Annotated in this window: 20 protein-coding genes and 2 pseudogenes; 13 read left to right on the top strand and 9 right to left on the bottom strand. The window is 45.2% G+C overall.

Translation table 11 applies throughout. The annotated features are described in order from the left end of the window. The first annotated feature begins 70 nt into the window (after positions 1-70). The 5 genes from miaB to HQ49_RS08580 all read left to right on the top strand — a co-directional run bounded on the left by miaB (position 71) and on the right by HQ49_RS08580 (position 5,602). On the top strand, positions 71-1,468 hold the full coding sequence (gene miaB, locus HQ49_RS08600; RefSeq protein ID WP_039419527.1) for a tRNA (N6-isopentenyl adenosine(37)-C2)-methylthiotransferase MiaB: 1,398 nt from the start codon (positions 71-73) through the stop codon (positions 1,466-1,468). A gap of 245 nt (positions 1,469-1,713) precedes the next feature. Beyond that, positions 1,714-2,835 carry a glycosyltransferase family 4 protein gene (locus tag HQ49_RS08595; protein ID WP_039419526.1) on the top strand — a complete coding sequence of 374 codons (1,122 nt, stop codon included), beginning with the start codon at positions 1,714-1,716 and terminating at the stop codon, positions 2,833-2,835. Next, positions 2,832-4,103, top strand: coding sequence for a glycosyltransferase family 4 protein (locus tag HQ49_RS08590; RefSeq protein WP_039419525.1), 1,272 nt, complete (start codon positions 2,832-2,834; stop codon positions 4,101-4,103). The genes HQ49_RS08595 and HQ49_RS08590 overlap by 4 nt, the downstream gene beginning before the upstream one ends. Positions 4,104-4,239: 136 nt before the next feature. Continuing rightward, positions 4,240-4,704: a preQ(1) synthase gene (gene queF, locus HQ49_RS08585; RefSeq protein WP_018965513.1), complete on the top strand. Its 465-nt coding sequence runs from the start codon at positions 4,240-4,242 to the stop codon at positions 4,702-4,704. 16 nt (positions 4,705-4,720) lie between these two features. Then, on the top strand, positions 4,721-5,602 hold the full coding sequence (locus tag HQ49_RS08580) for a diacylglycerol/lipid kinase family protein (RefSeq protein ID WP_026292280.1): 882 nt from the start codon (positions 4,721-4,723) through the stop codon (positions 5,600-5,602). Between the two features lie 140 nt (positions 5,603-5,742). Here the strand turns inward: HQ49_RS08580 and HQ49_RS08575 are convergent, their stop codons facing one another. The 9 genes and pseudogenes from HQ49_RS08575 to HQ49_RS08535 form a co-directional block, all read right to left on the bottom strand. After that, entirely contained in the window at positions 5,743-6,231 is a 489-nt protein-coding gene (locus tag HQ49_RS08575; protein WP_235290102.1) for a hypothetical protein, read from the bottom strand. Positions 6,232-6,241: 10 nt separating this feature from the next. After that, entirely contained in the window at positions 6,242-6,655 is a 414-nt protein-coding gene (locus tag HQ49_RS08570) for an SRPBCC family protein (RefSeq protein WP_018965516.1), read from the bottom strand. A 51-nt stretch (positions 6,656-6,706) separates the two neighbouring features. After that, a complete protein-coding gene (gene pyrE, locus HQ49_RS08565; RefSeq protein WP_018965517.1) occupies positions 6,707-7,339 on the bottom strand; it encodes an orotate phosphoribosyltransferase in 633 nt (210 codons plus the stop codon). A gap of 97 nt (positions 7,340-7,436) precedes the next feature. Next, positions 7,437-8,258, bottom strand: a complete 822-nt coding sequence (locus HQ49_RS08560) for a nitrilase family protein (protein WP_018965518.1) — start codon at positions 8,256-8,258, stop codon at positions 7,437-7,439. Continuing rightward, on the bottom strand, positions 8,255-8,773 hold the full coding sequence (locus HQ49_RS08555; protein ID WP_018965519.1) for a lysophospholipid acyltransferase family protein: 519 nt from the start codon (positions 8,771-8,773) through the stop codon (positions 8,255-8,257). The genes HQ49_RS08560 and HQ49_RS08555 overlap by 4 nt, the downstream gene beginning before the upstream one ends. Positions 8,774-8,856: 83 nt before the next feature. After that, the gene (locus tag HQ49_RS08550; protein WP_046200697.1) at positions 8,857-9,147 is read right to left on the bottom strand and encodes a hypothetical protein; all 291 of its coding nucleotides are present in this window, start codon (positions 9,145-9,147) and stop codon (positions 8,857-8,859) included. A 1,030-nt stretch (positions 9,148-10,177) separates the two neighbouring features. Continuing rightward, positions 10,178-10,663, bottom strand: coding sequence for a GNAT family N-acetyltransferase (locus HQ49_RS08545; protein ID WP_039419522.1), 486 nt, complete (start codon positions 10,661-10,663; stop codon positions 10,178-10,180). A gap of 244 nt (positions 10,664-10,907) precedes the next feature. Continuing rightward, positions 10,908-11,736, bottom strand: a pseudogene (locus tag HQ49_RS08540) (GIY-YIG nuclease family protein). Positions 11,737-11,949: 213 nt separating this feature from the next. Continuing rightward, complete coding sequence (locus HQ49_RS08535) at positions 11,950-13,284, bottom strand: PhoH family protein (RefSeq protein ID WP_039419521.1); 1,335 nt, start codon at positions 13,282-13,284, stop codon at positions 11,950-11,952. Positions 13,285-13,439: 155 nt separating this feature from the next. Between HQ49_RS08535 and HQ49_RS08530 the strand changes: the two genes are divergently transcribed. From HQ49_RS08530 to HQ49_RS08500, 8 genes and pseudogenes are all read left to right on the top strand, one after another. After that, on the top strand, positions 13,440-15,107 hold the full coding sequence (locus tag HQ49_RS08530) for a formate--tetrahydrofolate ligase (RefSeq protein WP_018965525.1): 1,668 nt from the start codon (positions 13,440-13,442) through the stop codon (positions 15,105-15,107). A 745-nt stretch (positions 15,108-15,852) separates the two neighbouring features. Then, positions 15,853-16,078: pseudogene (locus HQ49_RS12280) on the top strand (helix-turn-helix transcriptional regulator). A gap of 68 nt (positions 16,079-16,146) precedes the next feature. Further along, positions 16,147-17,289, top strand: a complete 1,143-nt coding sequence (locus HQ49_RS08525) for a hypothetical protein (RefSeq protein ID WP_039419519.1) — start codon at positions 16,147-16,149, stop codon at positions 17,287-17,289. A 106-nt stretch (positions 17,290-17,395) separates the two neighbouring features. Then, complete coding sequence (locus HQ49_RS08520; RefSeq protein WP_036862658.1) at positions 17,396-17,620, top strand: helix-turn-helix transcriptional regulator; 225 nt, start codon at positions 17,396-17,398, stop codon at positions 17,618-17,620. After that, positions 17,617-17,952: a HipA N-terminal domain-containing protein gene (locus HQ49_RS08515; protein WP_039419517.1), complete on the top strand. Its 336-nt coding sequence runs from the start codon at positions 17,617-17,619 to the stop codon at positions 17,950-17,952. Before HQ49_RS08520 ends, HQ49_RS08515 begins: the two co-directional genes overlap by 4 nt. Further along, entirely contained in the window at positions 17,942-18,880 is a 939-nt protein-coding gene (locus HQ49_RS08510; protein WP_039419516.1) for a HipA domain-containing protein, read from the top strand. The genes HQ49_RS08515 and HQ49_RS08510 overlap by 11 nt, the downstream gene beginning before the upstream one ends. A gap of 67 nt (positions 18,881-18,947) precedes the next feature. Further along, entirely contained in the window at positions 18,948-22,178 is a 3,231-nt protein-coding gene (locus HQ49_RS08505; protein ID WP_039419515.1) for a type I restriction endonuclease subunit R, read from the top strand. A 5-nt stretch (positions 22,179-22,183) separates the two neighbouring features. Next, on the top strand, positions 22,184-23,836 hold the full coding sequence (locus tag HQ49_RS08500; RefSeq protein ID WP_039419513.1) for an HsdM family class I SAM-dependent methyltransferase: 1,653 nt from the start codon (positions 22,184-22,186) through the stop codon (positions 23,834-23,836). Positions 23,837-24,090 lie beyond the last annotated feature (254 nt).

Here is a 24,090-nt window from a genome sequence, read left to right as displayed (position 1 = left end):
ACGAAGTAGTTTTACAAACTTTTGTCGGTAATAATCGAGATAATACGACAATTTGATATAACATACAAGCATGATCGAACAAATCGGAGCGGACTCTAAATCCGCCGAGAACAAACAAGAGCGCAAGCTCTACATCGAGACCTATGGCTGCCAGATGAACGTAGCCGACAGTGAGGTGGTAGCATCCATAATGCAGATGGACGGCTACAGCCTCACAGACAACGTAGAAGAGGCAGATACGATCCTGGTCAATACCTGTTCGGTACGGGACAATGCCGAGCAGAAAGTGCTGAACCGACTGGCATATTACCATTCGCTACGAAAGAAAAGACGGGCCTCTTCCCGTCTCGTTATAGGAGTATTGGGCTGCATGGCCGAGCGCGTCAAGGAGGAGTTGATCCGCGAGCATCATGTGGATGTGGTGGCCGGCCCCGACTCGTACCTCGACCTGCCGAACCTCATCGGAGCAGCAGAACAGGGAGAGAAAGCCATCAACGTGGAGCTATCCACACAGGAAACGTATAAAGACGTGATGCCGCTCAAAATGGGTGGCGTGCATATCAACGGATTCGTCTCCATCATGCGAGGCTGCAACAACTTCTGCAGCTACTGCATCGTACCCTACACACGAGGCCGGGAAAGAAGCCGCGAAATAGAGAGCATCCTCAACGAAGTACGGGATCTGAAAGCCAAAAATTTCCGCGAGGTAACACTGTTGGGGCAAAATGTAAACTCCTACCGATACGAACAGAACGGGCGGATCATCCGCTTCCCCGATCTGCTCGCAGCAGTGGCCGAAGCTGTGCCCGACATGCGCATACGCTTCACCTCTCCTCACCCCAAGGATATGGACGACGAGGCCATTGCCGTCATGGCACGATACCGCAATATCTGCAATCATATACACCTGCCAGCACAGAGCGGAAGCGACAAGATGCTCCGCGTCATGAAGCGCGGCTATACGCGCCGGTGGTATCTCGACAGGGTAGCAGCCATCCGCCGGGCCATACCGGACTGCGCCATCAGCAGCGACCTCTTCTGTGGCTTCCATTCGGAGACGGAGGAAGACTTCGAAGCCACTCTAAGCCTGATGGAAGAGGTGGGTTACGACTCTGCCTTCATGTTCAAGTATTCCGAACGGCCGGGTACTTATGCTGCTCGCCACCTCGCAGACGATGTGCCCGAAGAGGTAAAGCTATCCCGTCTGGATCGGATGATAGCCCTCCAGAATCGTCTGAGCGAGGAGAGCAACAAGAGGGACATAGGCAAGATCTTCGAAGTGCTGATAGAGGGCTTCAGCAAACGATCGCGCGAACAGCTATTCGGCCGTACTCAGCAAAACAAGGTAGTGATTTTCGACAAAAACGGTCACCGCGTGGGACAATACATCTATGTACGAATCAAGGATGCTTCTTCGGCCACTCTCTTCGGCGAAGTGGTAGAGGCTCCGACTTCGGAAAAGAGCTGAGCAGTCGTATCGATCGGGCTGAAGCTCTTAGGCCAAAGCCCTACCCTATCCCGATTCATTCCGAAGAAGCCCATTTTTCGCACAGGACTCTCGATCTACTACAGCCAAGGAATCCTCCCGAGCTCCTTGGCTGTGATTTCCAATAGTCAGTACAACACACACTACAGACCTTTCTTCGCTGTCCGACAGAAATGCCGTTCGACAAATGAATTACCTTTGTTGGGTAGTTATAAGAGAAAAAGGCAATGAATCCGCCCAAACGACTGCTTGTCATTCACCGCGCCCTTGCTCCTTACCGTATCGAACTGCTCAATACTCTGTCGGCAGCTTTCGACGCACATATCTACTTCGAATTTGCATCACCTATAGAACAGCGATTCGATGCCGGGGAACTGGCTAAGCGTGTTCACTTTCAAAGCAGTGTACTTCCTCCCGCTCCGGAAATTCCGGGATTGAAAAACTTTCGTCCCTATGCCGCATCATTGGTTCGCAGTCTTCGTCCCGATGTCGTGCTCTGTAGCGAATTCAATCTCCTGACACTGACCCTCGCTGCTGCCTGTCGCCTGTTCAGTCCGAAAACCAAGCTGTATGTATTGTGCGATGACAATGAACAAATGGCAGAAGCAGAGCTGCGCTACGGTCGAGGTCTCAAGCACCGGATGCTCTCCTACGTGGACGGCGTTATTCTATGCGACAGCCGTGCCTGCGATCTCTATGCCTCTCGCTTCGCCACACTGGATAGGGAGCGATTCGTCTTCTTCCCGATCCTACAGGACGAGAAAGTACTGCGACCCCTCTATGAACAGGCCTTCGGTATAGGCAGAGATCTGAGGCATGATCTCGTCCCCGACAGTACTCGAATGATGCTGTATGTGGGACGCTTGTCAGAGGAGAAAAACCTGCCGGCACTGATCGATAGTCTTTCCACCCTACCCAACGACGTTCATCTCGTTATCGTCGGTGATGGTCCGATGCAGTCAATCCTGATGAATCAAGCGCAAGCTACAGGCTATCCGGAACGAATCGTATTTGCGGGGAAAAAGGAGGGAGCAGAGCTTTATGCCTACTATACGCAAGCCGATTGTCTCGTATTACCGAGTACGCGCGAATGTTTCGGTTCGGTCGTAAACGAAGCTCTCATAGCAGGCGTTCCTGTGGTTTGCAGCGATATTGCCGGGGCATCTTGCCTGATTACAGAAAGCAACGGACGTACTTTCTCCCCCATGCAGCCGAATGCTCTCTCTCAAGCGTGCAATGATCTGCTTGCAAGCATCACACCTTTCTGTGGCGACAGCCTTCGGCCTTCTCTCATGCCGTTTACTTTCGAACAAGCTATAGTCCCGCTGCTATCCCTGCTTAGCCGATGAAAATCCTCTTGCTGAATACATCCGATGCACGAGGCGGAGCAGCTGTAGCTGCCATGCGCTTGATGGAAACTTTACAGGAGTCAGGAGCCGAAGTCAGGATGTTGGTATTGAACCGCGATACGATAAACCCCGATATAATGGCTTTACATGGCGGACGATGTGGAAAAACAGCCGACAGATACCGTTTTTTAGCCGAACGATTTCATATTTACATGCACAACGGTCGGGATAGAAGCCGCCTCTTTCATGTCAGTACGGCTCTCACCGGCTATGATGTCAGTCGCCACCCGTGGGTACGCTGGGCGGATGTCATCCATCTGCACTGGATCAATCAGGGATTCCTCTCACTGAGAGGGCTGGAGCGTTTTGCTCGCTGTGGCAAACCCGTGGTATGGACGATGCACGATATGTGGCCTGTGACAGCAGTTTGTCACCATGCCCGAGAGTGCCTGCGATACCAAACCGAATGCGGTGCTTGTCCTCAGATTTCCTCCCAAAAGGAGAAAGATTTGGCTCGTCTTGTATGGAATAGAAAATCCCGAGTAATGTCCCTACTCAGGCCTACACTTATCGGTTGTAGCCATTGGTTGGCTGATTTGGCACGGCAAAGCGCACTGACGCATGGGCTACGAATCGAATCGATACCGAATCCCATCGACACGAATCTCTTTGCCCCGGGTTCACGTTCGGAAGCTCGCCGGATAATGGATTTGCCGACAGACAGAGTATTGCTTCTCTTCGGAGCTGTACAGGCGGATGATCCTCGCAAGGGGATACATGAGCTGTCGCAAGCGATGAAAAGACTTCGAGAGAAACAGCCGGACTTAAGCAAACGAATCACTCTTGTCGTATTCGGTTCTCTCCGCGATGAGGTGAGAAGTCTTTTTCCCGATTATGACCTTATTCCGGTCGGTTATATTCGTGAGCCAAGCCAAATGGCCGAATTGTACCGTGCCACCGATCTCTTTGTAACGCCCTCTTTGGAGGAGAATCTCCCTAATACTATTATGGAAGCTCTCTCCGTCGGTACTCCCTGTGTGGCTTTTCGTGTAGGAGGTATACCGGAGATGATCGTATCGGGCAGTACCGGATATTTGGCCGCTTTTCGTGATCCATCCGATTTGGCAGAAGGGATAGCCAAGACCATTACCCTACAAGAAACCTCCCCCGAAGCTGTTGCTTCAGCTTGTCGCTCCTTTGTCCTCAGGCACTACTCGCGTGAAGTAGTATCCTCTCGTATGCTACAGCTCTATCGCGAACTGCTCTGACTCGTACGAAAGGGAAAAAGGACAACATCCAAAACGCAGAGTCTTTTCGGCAATTTTTCAGCAGAAAAAGATGCAGCCATCTTTTTGGCACCAAAACAATACCTTTGTATCATAATCATTATAAGAACGAACTCGTATGACCGGCATAAGAGAAGGAGAAAAGGAACTGTCGCTCCTTGGTTCCAAAACAGAATACCGCAACGACTATGCCCCCGAAGTCTTGGAGGCATTCACCAACAAGCATCAGGAGAATGACTATTGGGTAAGGTTCAACTGTCCCGAGTTTACAAGCCTATGCCCTATCACAGGCCAACCAGACTTTGCCACCATCTACATCAACTATATTCCGGACGTTAAGATGGTAGAGAGTAAGAGCCTCAAACTCTACCTGTTCAGTTTCCGCAATCATGGTGCTTTTCATGAGGATTGTGTCAATATCATCATGAAGGATCTTATCGCCCTGATGCAACCTCGCTATATCGAGGTGTGGGGCGACTTCACTCCTCGCGGAGGTATCAGCATCGTGCCATTCTGCAACTATGGCGAGCCGGGAAGCCGATATGAGCTTCTGGCGGAAAAGAGAATGGAAACACACCGTTAAGCAGACAAGCCCCAACATGAAGATTCTGGCCATTATCAATCCCATATCGGGCATCGGATCAAAAAGCAATATACCGAGCCTGATAGCCGATGTGTTTGCTCGTGATCCTCACGAACTATTTATCACCTATTCGCAACGCGCAGGCCATGCACGTGAATTGGCAGCGCAAGCTGTGGAGAAGCATTACGACTGCGTCATTGCAGTAGGAGGCGATGGAACGGTGAACGAGATAGCCCAAAGCCTTCGCTATACGGATGTAGTGCTGGGGATCGTCCCGAAAGGATCCGGCAACGGGCTGGCACGTGCCCTCAAGCTGCCGCTCACTGTCGGGAAGGCTCTCGAAGTGATCAAGACCGGACATGTTCGCACTATCGACTGCTGTGAAGCGGACAGTCGTCCTTTCTTCTGCACCTGCGGATTGGGATTCGATGCCGAAGTAAGCAAGAAGTTTGCGCAAGCAGGTAGTCGAGGCCCTATCACTTATGCGCGCACCATGATCGAGAGTTACCTCCAAAACGAGCCGAAAGAATACAAACTGACGATAGACGGCAAATCCTTTGTGGAGAAAGCTTTCCTCGTCACTTGTGCTAATGCGCCCCAATATGGCAATAACGCCTATATCGCTCCTTCGGCCGACTTGGAGGATGGCAAGATGGATGTGGTTATTATCCGTCCGTTCAATCCATTGGAAGCACCACAATTGGCCTTACAACTCTTTACCAAGCGTATCAACAGCAACTCCAATCTGGACACCTACAAGGCGGAAAACCTGATTATCGAGCGAGAGACAGAGGGCGTGATGCACCTCGATGGCGATCCTGTCATGTTCGGCAAGCGTATCGAAATCCGCACTTACGGCCGATCACTCAAAGTATTCGCTCCCGAAACATACACTTGAAAGTTCCCCCTCTTGCTAAAAACCAAATAAAATCCCGTAACCGGAGTACTCGGTTACGGGATTTTTAGCACTTTCCCTTTTCCAATTAAGCATCAGATTTTTATTGACAATATGATGCTGATTAAAAAATGGGACGGGCATCAGTTGATAATACGAATGCCATCGGGCTGGCGGATCACCCGATACTGACGCATTCTTCTGGGCGAATTGGATGAGGCAGCAGGGCCCGCGATGGGAGCACCGCCATTCTCAGCCACATTGAATACGCTGCCACAGACAGGACAGCGAACGGCGAACGAATTGTCCGTAGAGGGCCTAACCCTCACATCCTGTTTCACCTCATAGGGACAGCTGAGATCGTAGGCAAGATCCTCGGCCGAAGGTGTTATCGTCCTCGACACCACCAAGAGCCCTCCATAGCCTATAGCGGTATTCGCCACCTCCACATTCGTGATAGAGAGCATCCCCTCCTTGGCCAATTTGATCGCCTGTGCACTATTGTCGTAGATGGTATAGTTCACAGGCATATTCGGTATACTCTGCACGGCAATCTGCTTCCGGCACGAAGCAAAGATGCTCCCTCCAATAAGTATCAGAGAGAGCATTTTCAGCACGACGTTTCTGCTCATAACAACCGGCTCATGCATAGTCCAACGAAGCTAAAAGCTGCGCCAGCCGATCCACACCTTCGCGCAGGGGCTTGTCCAGCATAGGCTTCACAAACATATTCAGCTCGGCACGCAGGGTAATCTTCAGTCTGGTATCATCGGGTGCAGCCTCTTTGAGCTGAATCCACACGTTGAAAGGCATGGGAGAACGCTCTGCCTCGAATTTGATCAGGTCGTCCTGCCGACGCTCTACTATTCGCAAACAGATCTGCCCCACCGGATTCACCGAAAGCGTGCAGCTATCGCTGTCTATCCCCGTCAGTTTGATCTTGCCTTCGGGCAATTTATCCTCCATTCCCTTGAGATTGGAGAGATCGGACAGCTTGGAATAGACAGCCGTGATCGGTGCCGCTATACTTTTTATTTCGCTTGCGTATTCTGTCATACTTTACAGTGTATATAATTTGGTGTGCGAAGTGTGTAGCCCGAAAAGAGATCAGACACCCCACGTTTCGGGACTCTTGCGCCATTCGCGAAGCAGATGCACATTCTCGGCAGAAATATAGCCCGTCCGCAAGGCTTCTTCTATCACCTGATCATAGTCGGTAAGCGTCACAAGCTTGACTCCTGCCTTCTCGAAATTCTGCTCAGCCATCGGGAATCCATGCGTATAGACTGCGACCATACCCAATACTTCGCAACCGAAATTGCGTATGGCTTCGGCTGCCTTGAGACTGCTACCACCTGTAGAGATCAAGTCCTCGATTACTACCACCTTGCTGTTCGGTTTGAGTTCGCCCTCCACAAGGTTCTCCAATCCGTGATCCTTGGGAGACGAGCGCACATACACAAAAGGCAATCCAAGCAGATCGGCCACCAATGCTCCCTGAGCTATAGCCCCTGTAGCTACACCTGCAATAGCCTCGACATCGCCGAAAGTCTCGGAAATCACGCGAGCCAATTCCAATTTGATAAGGGAGCGAATTTGGGGATAAGACAGCGTTTTTCTGTTGTCACAATAGATAGGAGCTTTCCATCCCGAAGCCCATGTGAAAGGGTTGTTCGGCTGCAGTTTGATGGCTTTCACCTCGATGAGCTTCGAGGCGATGAGTTTTCCAAGTGTTTTCATTGTTTATTTTCTGTATTATCGTCTTAGTACGACGCGGTACAAAATTATAGAAAAAAGCACGAAGCCTATTTCCATTTCCTTATCCTGACCGTAAGTACTACGGATGCAGGTCAATATTATAGTTGATGACGAAAGAGTCCATATCCATCCACGCGGGGAACTTGTCGCGAAAACGCTGCATCGCCCCTTTGTCGAGTGTATGACAAAGTACCTTTTCCTCTCCCTCGGCACAAGTGGCAAGATATTCACCGCGTGGTGAAAGGATAGCCGAATCGCCCGTATAGCGCAGGCCGATGCCGTCCTCCCCCACCCGATTGATGCCGCACACATAGGCATAGTTCTCCATGGCACGAGCCTGGAGCAGCGTTTGCCAGACAGCACGACGCGGTTCAGGCCAGTTGGCCATGCAGACGAGCAAATCGTATTCCAAATCCGTATTGGTACACCAGACGGGGAAACGCAGATCATAGCAAGGAATGATAAATATCTTCCAACCGCGATAGTTGAAGATCCGGCGTTCTTGTGCCGGAGTCATCACCTCATGCTCTCCTCCCACACGGAAGAGGTGCCTCTTGTCCTGATGGAAGACCTCTCCCTCCGGTGTCACGAAATAGGCACGATTATAGAACTTCCCGTCCTCTCGCACGGCCATCGTAGCCGACAGAGCCAAATCATATCGGGCTGCCATTCCCTTTAGACTCATAATGGTTTCGCCCTCTTCGAATGGTTCGGCCAGTGTCTGTACGTTCATCGAAAAGCCCGTAGTCATCATTTCGGGAAAGAAGAGGACATCCGCCCTGCCGGCTGTTTCTTCGGCCAATCGTTCCATTCGGCGAAGATTGGCTTGCTTATCCTCCCAGTCTATCCGGCATTGAGCTACGGCGACTCTCAGTGGCTGAGAGCTTTCGTGTTTGATCATATTGCTGATTCTGCGAAATTTTGAGGGTGTCGTGCCTGCGATGCCCTGTAGCGACTTCTGATGTAGGCGATATCCGCTTCCTCATTGCCGGTGGGTGTGAACAGCTCGAATATGCTCATTTCCTTACGGCTATAATCAATCACGGCGAGCTGAATAGGCACTCCGACACCTACGGCGATACGGTAGAATCCCGTTTTCCACTGAGGGGAATAACTCCTTGTACCCTCCGGGGTGATAGCAACGTTGAAAACAGCATGCCGCTTAAAAAATTCGCGCACCTGTTCGACAGTGGAACCTCGCTGCGAGCGGTCGATCGGGATCCCACCCATGGCCTTGAAGATCGGCCCCAAAGGGAAGAAAAACCATTCCTTCTTCATCAGGAAGCCGGCTTTCCGACCGATAGACCAATAGTAGAGCTTGCCCAGCAAAAAGTCGTAATTGCTGGTATGAGGAGCCACGCAAATGACGCTTTGGGGCGGATTCGCAGACGGGACGAGAGCTTTCCAGCCCATCATCCTGAGCAACAATCGTGATAAAAACTTCAAAATACCTCTATTATGTCTATGCTATTTCTGCGTTAATGCACGTAAGAGACAAATCAATTGTCGGACGCGCATGCCGAAATACTCTTCACGATCTCGGACAGTTCTTTCTTGAAATCATCCACCAGATGGCGATAATACTTCTTTACGAGTGCAGGATTGTGCTTGCCGTCGTTGCAACGAATCTTGGCGATGGTGGTATCTTGAAGTTGGAGAATACGATTGAGGATAGCTTCCACCTCTGCATTTTTTTCCTCTTTCACAAAGAGTTTGAGCAGGAATGCATCGGTAAAAACTTCGGAAATGGCTCCGGTTATCTGCTTTTTCAGTTTTCTTTCGCTTGCCATGCTGTCAACAGTTTTGAATGTGTATGCAAGAAACAATATCAATACAAACTTACGGAAAAAATCGAAGCCTATCCTCGTCCATCCTACCAAACAGAATACCTTATGTAGCATACGGCAAGGCTCCCTTGCTTCCATATCGAGCCATGACCATCCCGTACCCTTCCTATAGGCAATCAGCAGAACAGACACAAATGATACACGCGATTCATCAGACCCTCTTGCGAGTCGTAGGAATTGGCTACATTTGCAAAAGGCAAACCGCTTCAGCGAAGCTAAACATCTCTATTCCAACACTTACCATCCAAACGAAAACGGCTCAATAATAAACACTTATACTCTTCCATTTATGCACCTTACATCTCATCCCCTGTTATCTCTCGTCTTATCCAGCGAATACACCCATATAGTAATCTGCCCAAAGAGCATTTTCGCCTATGATGAATAGTCCGAAATAAGGTTTCCATACTCACGCTAAAAGACAAGGCACCCACCGAGTTCGCTATGCAACTCGATGGGTGCCTCTTTTATTTCAGCTCCTGAAAAGGTCTTTTTCGACCTGCGATTTATATAGAAATCATTTTCGATCTATATATAAATGAAAAACGATTTATATACAAATTGAAAACGATCTATATATTTATTGAAATCGCTTTATATAAAAATCGTTCTCCAACTTCTTAATAAGCGAATTTCGATCCTCCAAACTCCGTTCCCTCACCTTTTTCACCTTGCACCTCACCCTCTTTCAACAGCTTATTTAGAATCATTCCAAACACTTCTTCGTTGTTGAAAACTTTTTCGGCTCGCATTTTCACCCCGGCAATGTAGTATCCTCAAGCAATCACTATCCTCAAATTACTCTGTAGCAGCTTCTGCAAATCATCAACATCTCCATGATTTCTTCTTCAAAATAAATCCATATTGATTTACAGGGGATTGCAATTGCATGGTACAAATATGATTGCTGAAATCGATTGCAAACGATCGGTTATGGTATATTGTTGACAATGTGGTAGTGTCTCTGATTTCCCTACTCTCTGAGCCTCTTTACCATTACATAATCGTCTTGATTCTCTTTGACGATATAAAATCCACTGCGTAGATACATTTTAGTAGCAAAGTTTGTTTTTTGTACAGATAGAGAACATTGGTGATAACCAGCCAGAAAGAGATGGTCAAGTAATGTCTTCCAAAGTTTTGTACCGATGCCTTGTCCTCTAAAGTTTGGATGTAGCGAGATGGAAAGAGAGGGCGTTTGATCATCAATATGTCCATAGTCCATTATGATACGTGCCCATGCTGCTCCGATTATGATTCCGTCCACTTCAGCTACTACTGCTAGATCTGAAGCTTTACTCCCAAAGTCTTCAATGTACATATACAGCTCTGGTTGATAAATAATGTCATACGGAGGGGGTTCTACTCCCTCAGGTATAAAAATGGCTTCGTACAAAAAGCTCTCCAACATGCAATACTCATGAGGGAAGATTTTTCGAAAAGCTATATTACTTGACATTTACTTATAGTATATATGTTTGAACCTATGATAAGTGCTTGGCCACCAAAATATATAAAATATGGTTCTGGACCGTCTTGCTTTTTGGACAAGGTGCTCCTATAAGCGAGACAAGCTGTAAAAGACCGCTCAATATTATGTACAACACATTCTTCACGTTCTATTTGATTATTATCCACTTACCAGCCTTTATAGGGCCTTCGTGCCTGATAATCCGATTGCTTTACTAATAGACGGCGGTTAATTATTCCAATTGCTTGCGATAAATGGCATCCAGAGTTATGTGTTCTTTGTCTTTCCATTCATCCCATCCATTGGCACTTCGACCAAGACAAAACATGGCTGCAGTACTCGGACTGGAAAATGGTATATCCGATGTCACAATCAATGCAAGGCCTTTTTTCGTGGCATATTCACTTATCAGTTTTTCTCTTTTCTCCTTCCAATGAAAAGAAGGAGTACTTTTTTCGGCTATAATGCTTCCTTTCAACACAGTAAAACCGGACGAACTGTAAAATCCTTTGGCATCGCAGCCCCTACCTTTCGCATAAAAGAGATGCTCCTCTTTGGGCTTCGTGATCTCGAAGATGTTGCACCCAATGAAAGAAGCGAGAAACTTGATGTCCTCGAAAAACTCATCCATCGTATCCCTCTGATATTCCGGCAGGTTCGGTGCTTTGGGCACTTGCTTATTCTCGTTGAGGATAAAAGTGTTTGACTTCTTGGCTTCTGCAATGGCTTTGTGTTCGAGATATTGCACATCGACCTTCGTCATATCGGCATCCTTCGAAACGAAGATGAGAGCCTTCTGCCAAAATGATTTTTTGTTCTCATGGTCTTTTACGCGCTCTCTGAAGTTTTCCGTCTCTCCTATATAGGCCTGAGGTTTGGTAGTTTCGTCTTCGCCTATCAGGATATAGAATGCCGGTTTATGCAGCTTCTCTTGTTCGTTCAGGTAAGAGAGGTCGGAACGTGGCACCACGTACATCTGACAAATCTTATTGCTGATAAATGCGTATTGAGTTCCTTTCGGATCGCCATCGACCAAATATGGTCGTTACAGTTTTCCCCATTAACTTCTTATTAAATCTTACTATTTGAGAAACAAATATATGAAATACAGAAGCACGCATTGCTAAGAAATTCTCGAATTTACTTCACTGCTATAATCTTCTTACACCGGCGAGAGGGCAATCGCGCTTAGCGAGTTGACAAAGAAAAGAGGCCGACGTTCGATGTCTATTATTCGAACGTCGGCCTCTTTGTTTTTCCTTGAGGAAACGAAATCAGAGCAAATCGCTGGCCAATTCGCTCAGCTCGCTTCGTTCTCCCTTGATCAGATTGACATGGGCAAAGAGCGGTTGCCCTTTCATCCTTTCGATCATATAGGCCAATCCGTTGCTTTGGGCATCGAGGTATGGTGAGTCGATCTGCTCGATGTCGCCCGTAAAAATCAGTTTGCTACCTTCTCCGGCACGGGTGATAATCGTCTTGATCTCGTGGGGCGTCAGGTTTTGAGCTTCATCGACGATAAATATCGTATCCGACACGCTACGTCCTCTGATGTATGCCAGTGCCTCGATAACGAGTTTTTCGGTTTTCTGCATTTCGTCCAACCTGCGGAGTTCGCTGCTGTTCTGAGCAAACTGTCCTTTGATTACATTCAGATTGTCGAAGAGAGGTTGCATGTACGGTGCCACCTTGGCTTTCTCATCGCCCGGCAGGAAGCCCAAGTCCTTATTGGCCAATGAGACGATGGGGCGTGCCAGCAGGATTTGTTTGTAGGACTGCTCCTGACTGAGAGCCGCTGCCAAGGCCAACAACGTCTTGCCCGTACCGGCTTTCCCCGTCAGCCCGATCAGCTTCACGTCCGGATCTGTGAGCATGTGCATAGCAAAGGTCTGCTCGGCATTGCGCGGTTGGATCCCGAAATAGTGTCCTTTCTCTACCCGTACGATCTTACCGGTGAAGGGATTATAACGAGCCAATACGCTGTTGCGTTCGCTCTTCATCACGAAGCAATCGTTAGGATCGATCTTCGAACCCAATTCCCATTCGTCTATGTCGATGCCGTCTTTGGAGGCATAGATACGATCGATCAGGTCGCCATCGACACCTTCGTACTCGGGCTCTGCATTTTCGAAAAGGTCTACTCGAGTCACTTTGTCATTGATGTAATCCTCTACGAGCATTCCGAGGGAACGCGCTTTCATCCGTAGATTTACATCTTTGGTGACGAGGATAGTCTTGATATTCGGCTGCTCATCGGCCAGAGTCATAGCAATGGACAGGATGCGATGGTCGGCTTTATTTTCGCCGAATGCTTCTTTTACTTTATTATGATACTGGCCATTGATCTTGACAAAGATTCTCCCCAGACCGTCTCCCAGGGAAGCACCTTTTTTGAACAGGTCCTGATCGGATATTTCATCCAGACGGCGCACAAAGGCTCTTGCGTTGAAGTTGATTTGTTCGCTTCCTTTTTTGAACTTATCCAACTCTTCAAGCGATACGATAGGAATATAGATGTCGTTTTCTTCGAATTTTTCTATGCATTCATAATCGTGCAAGATCACATTGGTGTCCAGCACGAAATTCTTTTTTTTCCCTTTAGTAGCCATAGTAGTGCATTTTTATGATTTAAGTCTTTCTGAAAAATCTTTCGAAAGGTAAGCTTTTTCCCCGACCATACAACCGATCTCTTCTTTTTTTGTTATATACATAGTGAATAAAAACACCTCAAAAAAGGAATCTCAAACTTCAAAAATAAAACAGGATGAAATCGGACATTCAGATTGCACGCGAGATCGAACTGCAAAAAATCGAACAGATCGCAGAGTCTATTGACCTGCCTGTCGAGCAATTAGAGCCATACGGACGATACATAGCCAAAGTGCCGCTAAGCTGTATCGACGAAGAGAAAGTAAAAAAAGGAAATCTGATTCTGGTCACAGCCATTACGCCGAACAAGGCCGGTGTGGGTAAGACCACGGTCTCCATCGGATTAGCCTTGGGTCTCAACCATATCGGTAAGAAGGCTATCGTAGCCTTGCGTGAGCCTTCGCTCGGTCCATGCTTCGGCATGAAGGGTGGTGCTGCCGGTGGTGGCTACGCACAAGTGTTGCCCATGGAGAACATCAACCTCCACTTCACAGGTGATTTCCATGCCGTCACTTCGGCTCACAACATGATTACCGCCCTTCTGGAGAACTATATCTATCAGAATCGTAATACTTGCGATGGCCTTTCGGAAGTACTTTGGAAGCGTGTATTGGACGTTAACGACCGCTCTCTGCGCAATGCCGTTACGGGATTGGGTACCATCTCGGACGGAATACCTCGTCAGACAGGTTTCGATATCACGCCGGCTTCCGAGATCATGGCTATCCTCTGTCTGGCCAAAGACTTTGAAGACCTCCGCAGCCGTCTTGAGAATATTCTTCTCGGCTATACCAAAGACGGTGCACCCTTTACGGTTAAGGATCTCGGCATAGCCGGATCGATTGCCGTCTTGCTCAAAGATGCCGTAAAGCCCAATCTTGTACAAACCACAGAGCATACGCCGGCGTTTGTACACGGTGGTCCTTTTGCTAATATCGCCCACGGCTGTAACTCCATTCTGGCCACTAAGATGGCACTCTCTTTCGGTGAGTATGCCGTTACAGAGGCCGGTTTCGGTGCCGATCTGGGAGCAGAGAAATTCCTCGACATCAAATGTCGTGAAATGGGGGTTGCACCCAAGCTAACGGTTCTCGTAGCCACTCTGCGTGCCCTCAAGTTGCACGGAGGTGTTGCCGAAACAGAGATCAAAGCGCCCAATGCCGAAGCCCTCAGAAGAGGACTCTCCAATCTGGACCGCCACATTTACAACCTGAAGAAATTCGGCCAGCAGGTAGTCGTTGCATTCAACCGCTTCGACACCGATGAGGAAGAAGAAATCAGCATCGTTCGCGAGCATTGTGCGGCACAGGGTGTAGGCTTTGCTGTAAACAGTGCTTTCGCTGAAGGAGGAAAGGGTGCGGAAGAACTGGCAAAACTGGTCGTAGAGACAGTAGAAAACAATCCGTCCAAGCCTCTCAACTACGCTTATGAGCCGCAGAACCCCGTGAAAGTAAAGATCGAAAAGATTGCCAAGGAAATCTACAGCGCAGGAGGTGTGGTGTATAGCTCCAAAGCAGAGAGCAAACTGAAGAAGGTGGCTATGCAGTCATTGGATCATCTTCCTGTTTGTATTGCCAAGACGCAGTACTCTTTCTCATCCGACCCCAAAGCCAAGGGTGATGTAAGAGGATTCGAGCTAAAAGTTTCCGACATCGTTATCAATCGCGGAGCAGGTATGCTCGTGGTCATCATCGGAGAAATCATGCGTATGCCGGGACTTCCCAAAGAGCCGCAAGCAGTACATATAGATATAGTAGACGGTTTCATCGAAGGTCTTAGCTAAACACCCTTCCGATAGACCCTCCCACGAACAATTTAGAGGGGCTGTGTCAAAATGAATTTTGGCGCAGCCCCATTACATTTATATATCTTGCCTAAAGCCCTCCCCATATCGAGGGATTAGTAATGATGTTCGCGAGAATATTAAGTCCCAAGTCTTTGCCAAAACTTTTTAGCTTTTCGACAATCCCTTGTTTCCTTTCCGCTTCGGGTAGCTCTTTAGATTCTTCCAGATAGGCTTTGAGTTATTTTCCGATGCAATATATTTACCTCTCTGTCAATTAGGCGATTAGCCTTTTAATCGGTACAAACACCCCTCAAATAAATGGGAAAACAGTTTTATCTTGCTGTTCTATAGGGATTTACATACTTGTACCGCATAGCTTAGTTCTCAGTCTTTCAGTCTTCTTTTGGGTGTTTCACTCTATAAATCAATAGATTACAATACTTCCCATTTGTACTTAGCACGCTTGCTCATTGCAAAAGTACCCATTTCGGAGCATATCAAAGCAAAATAATGTAGGGGAAATATCATAATACTCCCTTTTGGGTATAATTCTGTATTTTGGTCGAAATAATATCCCCGAAAAGGGGTATAATTGATTCCTATTCCTTATATTTGCCACTGATAAGGTATATAATAACTTTGGCGGAGCGTGTAGTGCACAGTGATATGCCTTGAATATGTACCCAAAAGAGGAAAAACGGATACATATTTAGAGTGTGGGACTTCAAGTAATTGATATAAGATGGTAGCGAGGATAATCATATCGCAGTACGTGAAAGAGATGCGCAGGAAATATAAAACTGACACAAGTAGACCTCTCCGAGAAAGCGGGGGTAGGACTGCGCTTCGTTCGTGAACTGGAATAAGGCAAGACCAGGCTTTGCCTCGATAAGGTCTATAAAGAATTCGAACTCTTCGGTTTAGAGTGTAGTCCTGCGCCGATGAAACGAGAAGGAGATGAAGTATAAAGCGAACTTAATCCTTTTATAAGGATTAAATGCAGAATTAGATCATAATATTGTAAAATACTATATTCATGATAGCACCAACCCAATTGAAAAAGCCAAGTAATTGGCAAGACTTTGAGAAACTCTGCAAACTATTGTGGGGTGAGATATGGGTCTGCGAGGATACTATTAAACGACATGGTCGCCAAGGACAGAATCAGCATGGAGTTGATGTGTTTTCGTATGTTGAGAAATATGGTGGTTACTGTGGCATTCAATGCAAAGGAAAGGATGACTACACAAATGCACAGTTGACAGAAGGAGAGATTGATGCCGAAATAGAAAAAGCATTGAATTTCCAGCCAGAAATAAGATTACTGGTCTTTGCTACTACAGCAAATAAAGATGCAAAAACAGAAGGATACATTAGAAAGAAAGACATTGAGAATAGGGCAAAAGGCTTATTCGCTGTAGATATTGCAGCATGGGAAGATATTGTTGATCAACTGGAACGATACAGGACAACCTACAACTGGTATGTGAACAACTGTCAGTTTAAGGATACTACGGATGTGCATGTAACTTTTGAAGGAGAGACAGAAATAACAATACGCCCAGAATATGTTAGAACTACTAAACATTATGAGTATAAAGAGTTGACGTATTTTGAACAAACTTATCAGTTACAGTTAAAAGCTTTGAGTTCTTCTAATCTTGGCGCATCAATGATGCCATGGAACAGGCCAAGGCGGGTTGATAAAAGATGGTGTAAACTAAACATAAGAATTGAAAACATCGGAAAGACTGTTATCAAAACGCCGAAGCTTGTTGTTTTTTTTCGAGCAGAAGATATTATTAAAATCGATGACGACTTTTACTACTGTAATGCTTTTGGAATAGATGAGGCAGCAAAAGCACAGATTAATGCCAGTAGGGATGCAAAAAGAGAAGTTTTTCAAACATATAGGAATCAGTTAGAGTACAGACCCAAAAACTCGGTTTTTGTCCAAAAGGATTATCGAGATTTTCATATGAGTGTCATTCCTGCTGATGGGGTTAAGGCATTGCCTTTAATCTGGAGGTTTCTTTGTGAGGACTATCAGAAGGAGGGATTTTTGACTATTAATGTGGAACCAAAAATCGAAGAACGAATAAAAACAATAGAGGTTTATAATGAGTCTGAACTGAAACCAGATGAAGTCTGCACTGAGGCTAAAATTATAGAAGAGTAAAAAATTATTATGCACAGTATTTATTCTAAGTGCAGAATACATATCATGCAACTGATCCTTATAATAAGGATATGAATTACATTCATAAGGGATAAATCTATTCTATATGGAGGCAAGGACGATTATAGCGCAGTACGTGAAAGAGATGCGCAAGAAATATAAACTGACACAAGTGGATCTCTCTGAGAAAGCAGGAGTGGGGCTACGCTTCGTTCGTGAACTGGAGCAAGGCAAGACCACGCTTCGCCTTGATAAAGTCAATAAAGTCTTTGAACTTTTCGGTTCTGAGTGTGGACCAGTACCAATGAAACGAGAAGGAGATGAAGTATGAAGCAGGCTATTGTTTATTGGAAGACGCTCAAGGCGGGCGTCCTCACAGAAAGTGATGAGGGCTATTCCTTTGCTTACGACAAGGACTATCTGACTATGCCCGAAGCTCAAGGCATAAGCCTAACAATGCCTTTGCGAGAAGAGTCTTTCCAAAGTAATGTTCTTCCTCCATTCTTTGATGGACTTATCCCTGAGGGATGGCTTTTAGATATAGCCCAAAAGAATTGGAAAATAGAAGCAAGAGATCGAATGGCTTTACTGTTGGCTTGTTGCCGAGACTGCATTGGGGCGGTAAGTATTGAACCTCTAAATACGGCTGAAGATGAAGAATAGATGCCTATACTGCTACGAACCTTTGGTTGATCGAGAGGTGGATTACCATGCAAAGTGTTGTCGTAAATTGTTTGGGACAAACCAAGCGCCGATATTGCATTATACAAGTAGCGAAGTACGAGCGTTGGCTGACGAGGTTGTTCGTTCGCAGACCACAGTGACAGGAGTACAACCCAAGCTATCTCTCGATTTTGATCAGATGAGCAATTCGCCCAAGCGATTTACCATCGTGGGCTTGTGGGGGCGGTTTATTCTTAAACCTCAAACAGAGCGTTATTCGCATCTCCCCGAGTTGGAAGATGTGTCGATGCACCTTGCAGAGATTGCCAAGATTGAAACAGTTCCTCATGGACTGATGCGATTTAGCGATGGCGAACTATGCTATATCACTCGTCGCATAGACCGAACAGGGCAAGGGGAAAAGCTCCCAATGGAAGATATGTGCCAGCTCTCAGAGCGTCTGACCGAATATAAATACAAAGGCTCACACGAGCAGGTAGCCAAGCTGATCTCCAAGTATAGCTCTGTGCCAAAACTTGATCTTGTCAAGTACTGGGAGCAGGTACTCTTTTCGTGGCTGATAGGTAATGCCGATATGCACCTCAAGAATTACTCGCTCTATGCTCCAGAGGGAAATGAATATCAACTCACTCCAGCTTACGACCTGCTGTCTACGGCACTTGTTATTCCTGAGGATACAGAAGAACTTGCACTGACCCTCTGTGGCAAGAAGCGCAAACTCACCCACCAACACTTTCTCGAAGCGATGATAGCCTCAGGTCTGGATGAGAAAGTGTGCGACAACATCTTCGCTCGCTTCGGGCATATCCTCCCCGAATGGGAAGCCTGCATCTACCAGAGCTTCCTTCCTGAGGAGATGCAGGAACAGTATATTCAACTGATTCTGGATAGGATTCACAAGATATAAGTTCTGAGTATACGTACAGAGGACTAGTTATAAAGATAGAGTAAGACTAACGAAAATAAGAATAGTCATGCAGAAATTTAATGAAGCAACAAGGGTACAGATGCCCTCCATGGTTCATCTAACTCGAATAGGATATACCTACTTTGGTAAGTTGGGTGAAGATAAGAATGGCACAGTTTATGACGGTGACACGAATATCCTTTTGCCAGTATTCGAGCAACAATTTAAAAAACTAAATCCAGGACATGAGGGAGAATATCTCCAAGTTCTGAAAGATATCCGTAAAGAATTGAATGATGATGATCTAGGTCGTGGCTTTTACAATCGTCTTAAAACGGTTTCTCCTGTAAAATTGATAGATTTCGACAATATTGAAAACAATGCTTTTCATTTTACTGCAGAATTTACCTGTAAGAATGGGCAAGATGAGTTTCGACCAGACATCACTTTGTTTGTAAATGGCTTACCTCTTTGTTTTGTAGAAGTAAAGAAGCCCAACAATCATGGTGGGATGTTAGCGGAGAGTACACGGATGAACAGAGAACGCTTTCCAAACAAAAAATTCCGTCGTTTCATTAATATCACACAGTTAATGATATTCAGCAATAACATGGAATATGACGCACTTGGTGGTACTGTTCCTATTCAAGGGGCTTTCTATTGTACTGGTGCACGTTCCTATGCTCCTTTTAACTGTTTTCGTGAAGAGAATTTGTCTGCTCAAAAGGTAGCACCTTTCCATCGTGATTATCCATACAAAGAAATTGACAAAGAGGTAGAAAAACAAATATTGTCTGACTATAATTGTCAAGTCATTCATACAAGTCCAGAATATCAGACTAATCTTGATTTCAATACCCCCACTAATAGAGTACTGACATCCATGTGTTCGCCCGAACGCTTATTATATATCATTAAATATGGTATAGCCTATGTCAAAATGGAGCGTGAAGTAGATGGAAAGATTGAATCTACTGACCAAAAGCATATTATGCGTTACCAACAATTGTTTGCTTCATTGGCTATTAGCAAAAAAATGTCTGAAGGGATAAAGTCTGGAGTAGTTTGGCATACACAGGGTAGTGGGAAGACAGCGTTATCTTATTATTTGACCTACATCCTCAATGATTTCTATTCCAAACAGAATAAGGTCGCTAAGTTCTATTTCATAGTAGATCGTCTTGATTTGCTAGAGCAAGCCACACAGGAGTTTGAGGCTCGTGGTTTGATGGTTTCAACTGCTAATACGAGGGCAGAACTGATGGAGCAATTCCGTAGCAATCAGGCACAACAAGGTGTAAGTGGTCAAGCAGAAATTACGGTGGTGAACATACAACGCTTTGCCGAAGACAAAGAGAAAGTACGCATCAGCAACTATGCCACTAATCTCCAACGTATCTTTATTCTTGATGAAGCTCATCGTGGATATAAACCTGGAGGCTGTTTTCTTGCCAATCTTTTTGATGCGGATACAGATGCTATAAAAATAGCACTTACAGGTACTCCGCTATTAAAAGAGGAACGTGCCAGTTGCAAGGTGTTTGGAAACTACCTGCATACCTATTACTACGACAAATCTATTGCAGATGGTTATACACTTAAAATTATACGTGAAGATATTGAAACATCTTACAAGGAGCGTCTTTCGGATGTATATGATAAATTGGAGATATTGGTGCAGAAGAAAGATATCTGCAAATCAGAAATAATAGAACACCCGAGTTATGTGAACCAGTTGGCTCGTTATATTATGACGGATTTAAAGGAGTTCCGTAAGATCCAGGGGGATGAAACTTTGGGTGGTATGATTATTTGTGAGACCAGCGAACAGGCACGGCGACTTTATAATGTTTTCCAAGAAGAATGGCAGAAATACCAACCTAAACCCATTAAAATAAAACTTCCTGATGGATCATGTGTGGTTGGAGAACCAGTGGTAGACTATAAATCGGAATATCGTCCTCTGAAAGCTGGAATCATTCTTCATGACACGGATGACAAAGAAACGAGAAAGCAAATAGTCAAGGATTTCAAGAAGAATATGACGGTGGATATTCTGATTGTTTTCAATATGCTTTTGACAGGATTTGATGCACCTCGTTTGAAGCGGTTATATTTCGGTCGAAAGTTAAAGGATCACAATTTGCTTCAAGCCATTACCCGTGTAAATCGTCCTTATCTTGGAATGCGTTATGGATTTGTCATTGACTTTGCCGACATCAAACGCAATTTTAAGGAAACAAACGAAGCATATTTGCAAGAACTGAACCGTTTTAATGATGTAGACGAGACTGGTATCGATGCTGCAACTGATACATTTACTCAAGTTATAGAAGATAAGGAAGAGATTTTGGCTCAAATGAAACGGGTGCGTCAAACCCTCTTCAACTATACCTATGACAATGCCGAAGAGTTTTCCTCTGAAATCTCAACAGAAGAAGATAAGTCTGTGCTTCTTGATTTGAAGCAAGCATTGGAGGCAGCCAAGAATATGGCAAATATAGTACGCACATTTGGTGATGATGGAATGAAAGAGCAATTTGCAAAACTCGAAATCACCAAGTTGCCGCAACTCCTATCAGAAGTTCAGCGACGAATTGGCATCATCAACCAGAAAGAAGCCTTTAGTATAGGTGATGAAACCAAAATGCTTATCAATGAAGCGATGATGGATATTGAGTTCACTTTCTCTAAAATTGGGCAAGAAGAAATGCATCTAATATCAGGAGGGATAGAACTAAAAGAAAAATGGCAACAGACAATTGTTTCATTTACTCAGAATTTTGACCAAGAAGATCCTGAATTTATGTCATTACATGATGCCTTTATGGAACGATTCAAAGAACATGGATTTGTGATTGATTCCATTGCCAAGTTCAATGAAGAAACACAAGCATTGAATGAAATCATAGTCCGTCTGCAAGACCTACAAAAACGAAATAATGTTTTGCTAAAAAAGTACAAGGGAGACGAAAAGTTTGCTCGAGTACACAAACGCATACGTGAGGTAAATAAACAAAGGGTAGAAAAAGGACAAGAGCCGATGTTCTCATTCCTTGATGAAGAGATAGCATCCATTCTCAATATCATAAAGGAGGGTGTGGATGCCAAAGTCTATGACCGCAATGACATTCTAAAAAAGGATGCTTATTTTAATCGCACGGTTATGGCTCTCATCAATGGGTGCTTATATCATTTTCCACAGATAGAACCAGAAATGGAAGACTATAAGTTTATCCAAACACGTATTTCACAACAGTACATCAACCAATATAATGCCACTTACGGCATTGCGTAAAGATTATGACTGACATAAAAGAAAAAACATTAAAGCTCATCGATAGTCTAAAAGCTACCTGCCAATCATATGGTATGGGTAACGATGGAAACGAATATAAAATTATTACTCAGGTTTTTCTTTATAAATTCTTGAATGATAAGTTTGGCTATGAGCTAAAGAATGCAAAAAGTGACATTGCCAAGAAGATGACAGGGAATGTAAAATGGGAAACAGCGTACGAGAATCTTTCAAACAATGAACGCATGCTTATTCAGAGCGCCATTTCTCCTGATGTCCCGATGCTCGAGCCTTATCACTTAATTGCTAATCTTTGGAATCAGCAGAGCAAGGGAGATTTTGATGTCATTTTCGATTCTACCATGACGGATATTGCGGAAAAGAATGCAGATATATTCTCTACGCAGACCACAGTTAACACAAAAATCCCCTTGTTTGAGGCTTTGACTCCTTTTGTGACCGATACGGCACAACGTGCACCATTTGCTCGGGCCTTGGTGGATAAACTCGTGAACTTCTCTTTTGAAGAGGCATTTGCACAAAACTATGATTTCTTCTCCAGCATCTTTGAATACTTGATTAAGGACTACAACACTGCAGGAGGTGGGAAATATGCGGAATATTATACTCCGCATGCCATAGCTACTATTATGGCACGCTTACTAGTTGGTGACCATACTGATTTACATAGTATAGAGTGTTATGACCCTTCAGCAGGGACAGGTACGTTGCTTATGGCTCTCAGCCATCAGATTGGCGAAGATCGTTGTACCATCTTCTCACAGGATATTTCTCAGCGAAGCAACAAGATGCTGAAACTTAACCTACTGCTCAATGGGCTTGTATCGTCGCTTGACAATGCCATTCAAGGAGATACCCTTGTAAGCCCATACCACAAGAGTGACGACGGAAAGGAGTTGCGCCAGTTTGACTTTGTGGTAAGTAATCCCCCTTTTAAGATGGATTTCTCTGATACCAGAGAGAAAATTGCAGCCATGCCGACTCGTTTTTGGGCAGGAGTGCCAAATATTCCTGCAAAAAAGAAAGAATCAATGGCAATATATACTTGTTTTATTCAGCACGTAATCAATTCATTGAAAAAGACTGGAAAGGGAGCAATTGTTATTCCTACGGGGTTTATTACGGCTAAAAGTGGAGTTGAGAATAAAATCCTTAAGAGGATAGTAGACGAAAAAATTGTATCTGGGTGTGTCTCTATGCCAAGCAATGTTTTTGCCAATACAGGAACAAATGTCAGTGTGCTGTTTTTTGACAAATCTGCTACTACCGACAAAGTAATCTTGATTGACGCTAGCAAATTAGGCGAGGAATATAAGGATGCCAACGGTTTGAAAAAGGTACGTCTCAATAATGATGAAATAGAAAAGATTGTTGATACATTCCAACGCAAGGAAGTAATGGATGATTTTTCTGTAGCTATTACTTACGATGAAATCAAAGAAAAAGGATATTCTCTCTCCGCTGGTCAATACTTTGACATCAAGATAGATTATGTAGACATCACAGAGTCGGAATTCAATGCTCGTATGACGAGTTATCAGCAAACTCTTGCAGAGCAGTTTGCCAAGAGCCATAGACTGGAAGAGGAGATTATGAAGCAGCTCCAAAGTTTAATATTCAACCAAAATATAAAGTGAGCTAAGATATTATGATGAAGAAGTATAAGCTAGGAGAATTGGTTGAGGTGTCGAGGGGAGCAAGTCTTAGTGGTAATTACTATGCCACGTCAGGTAATTATATCCGCTTGACCTGCGGTAATTTTGACTATCGTAACAACTGCTTTAAGGAGAACTGACGTGTACTGAAAAAAGTTGACAGTTGGGCGGGATAGTTCTACAATTGGTTTACCGGTTCTTTCTATAATTCTACTTTAGGTTGACAGCCCTTACCC

The sequence above is a fragment of the Porphyromonas gulae genome, assembly GCF_000765945.1.
Classification (GTDB): Bacteria; Bacteroidota; Bacteroidia; order Bacteroidales; family Porphyromonadaceae; genus Porphyromonas; species Porphyromonas gulae.
Note: the sequence above shows the minus strand (reverse complement) of the source record. Positions and strands in the feature narration are given on the sequence as shown.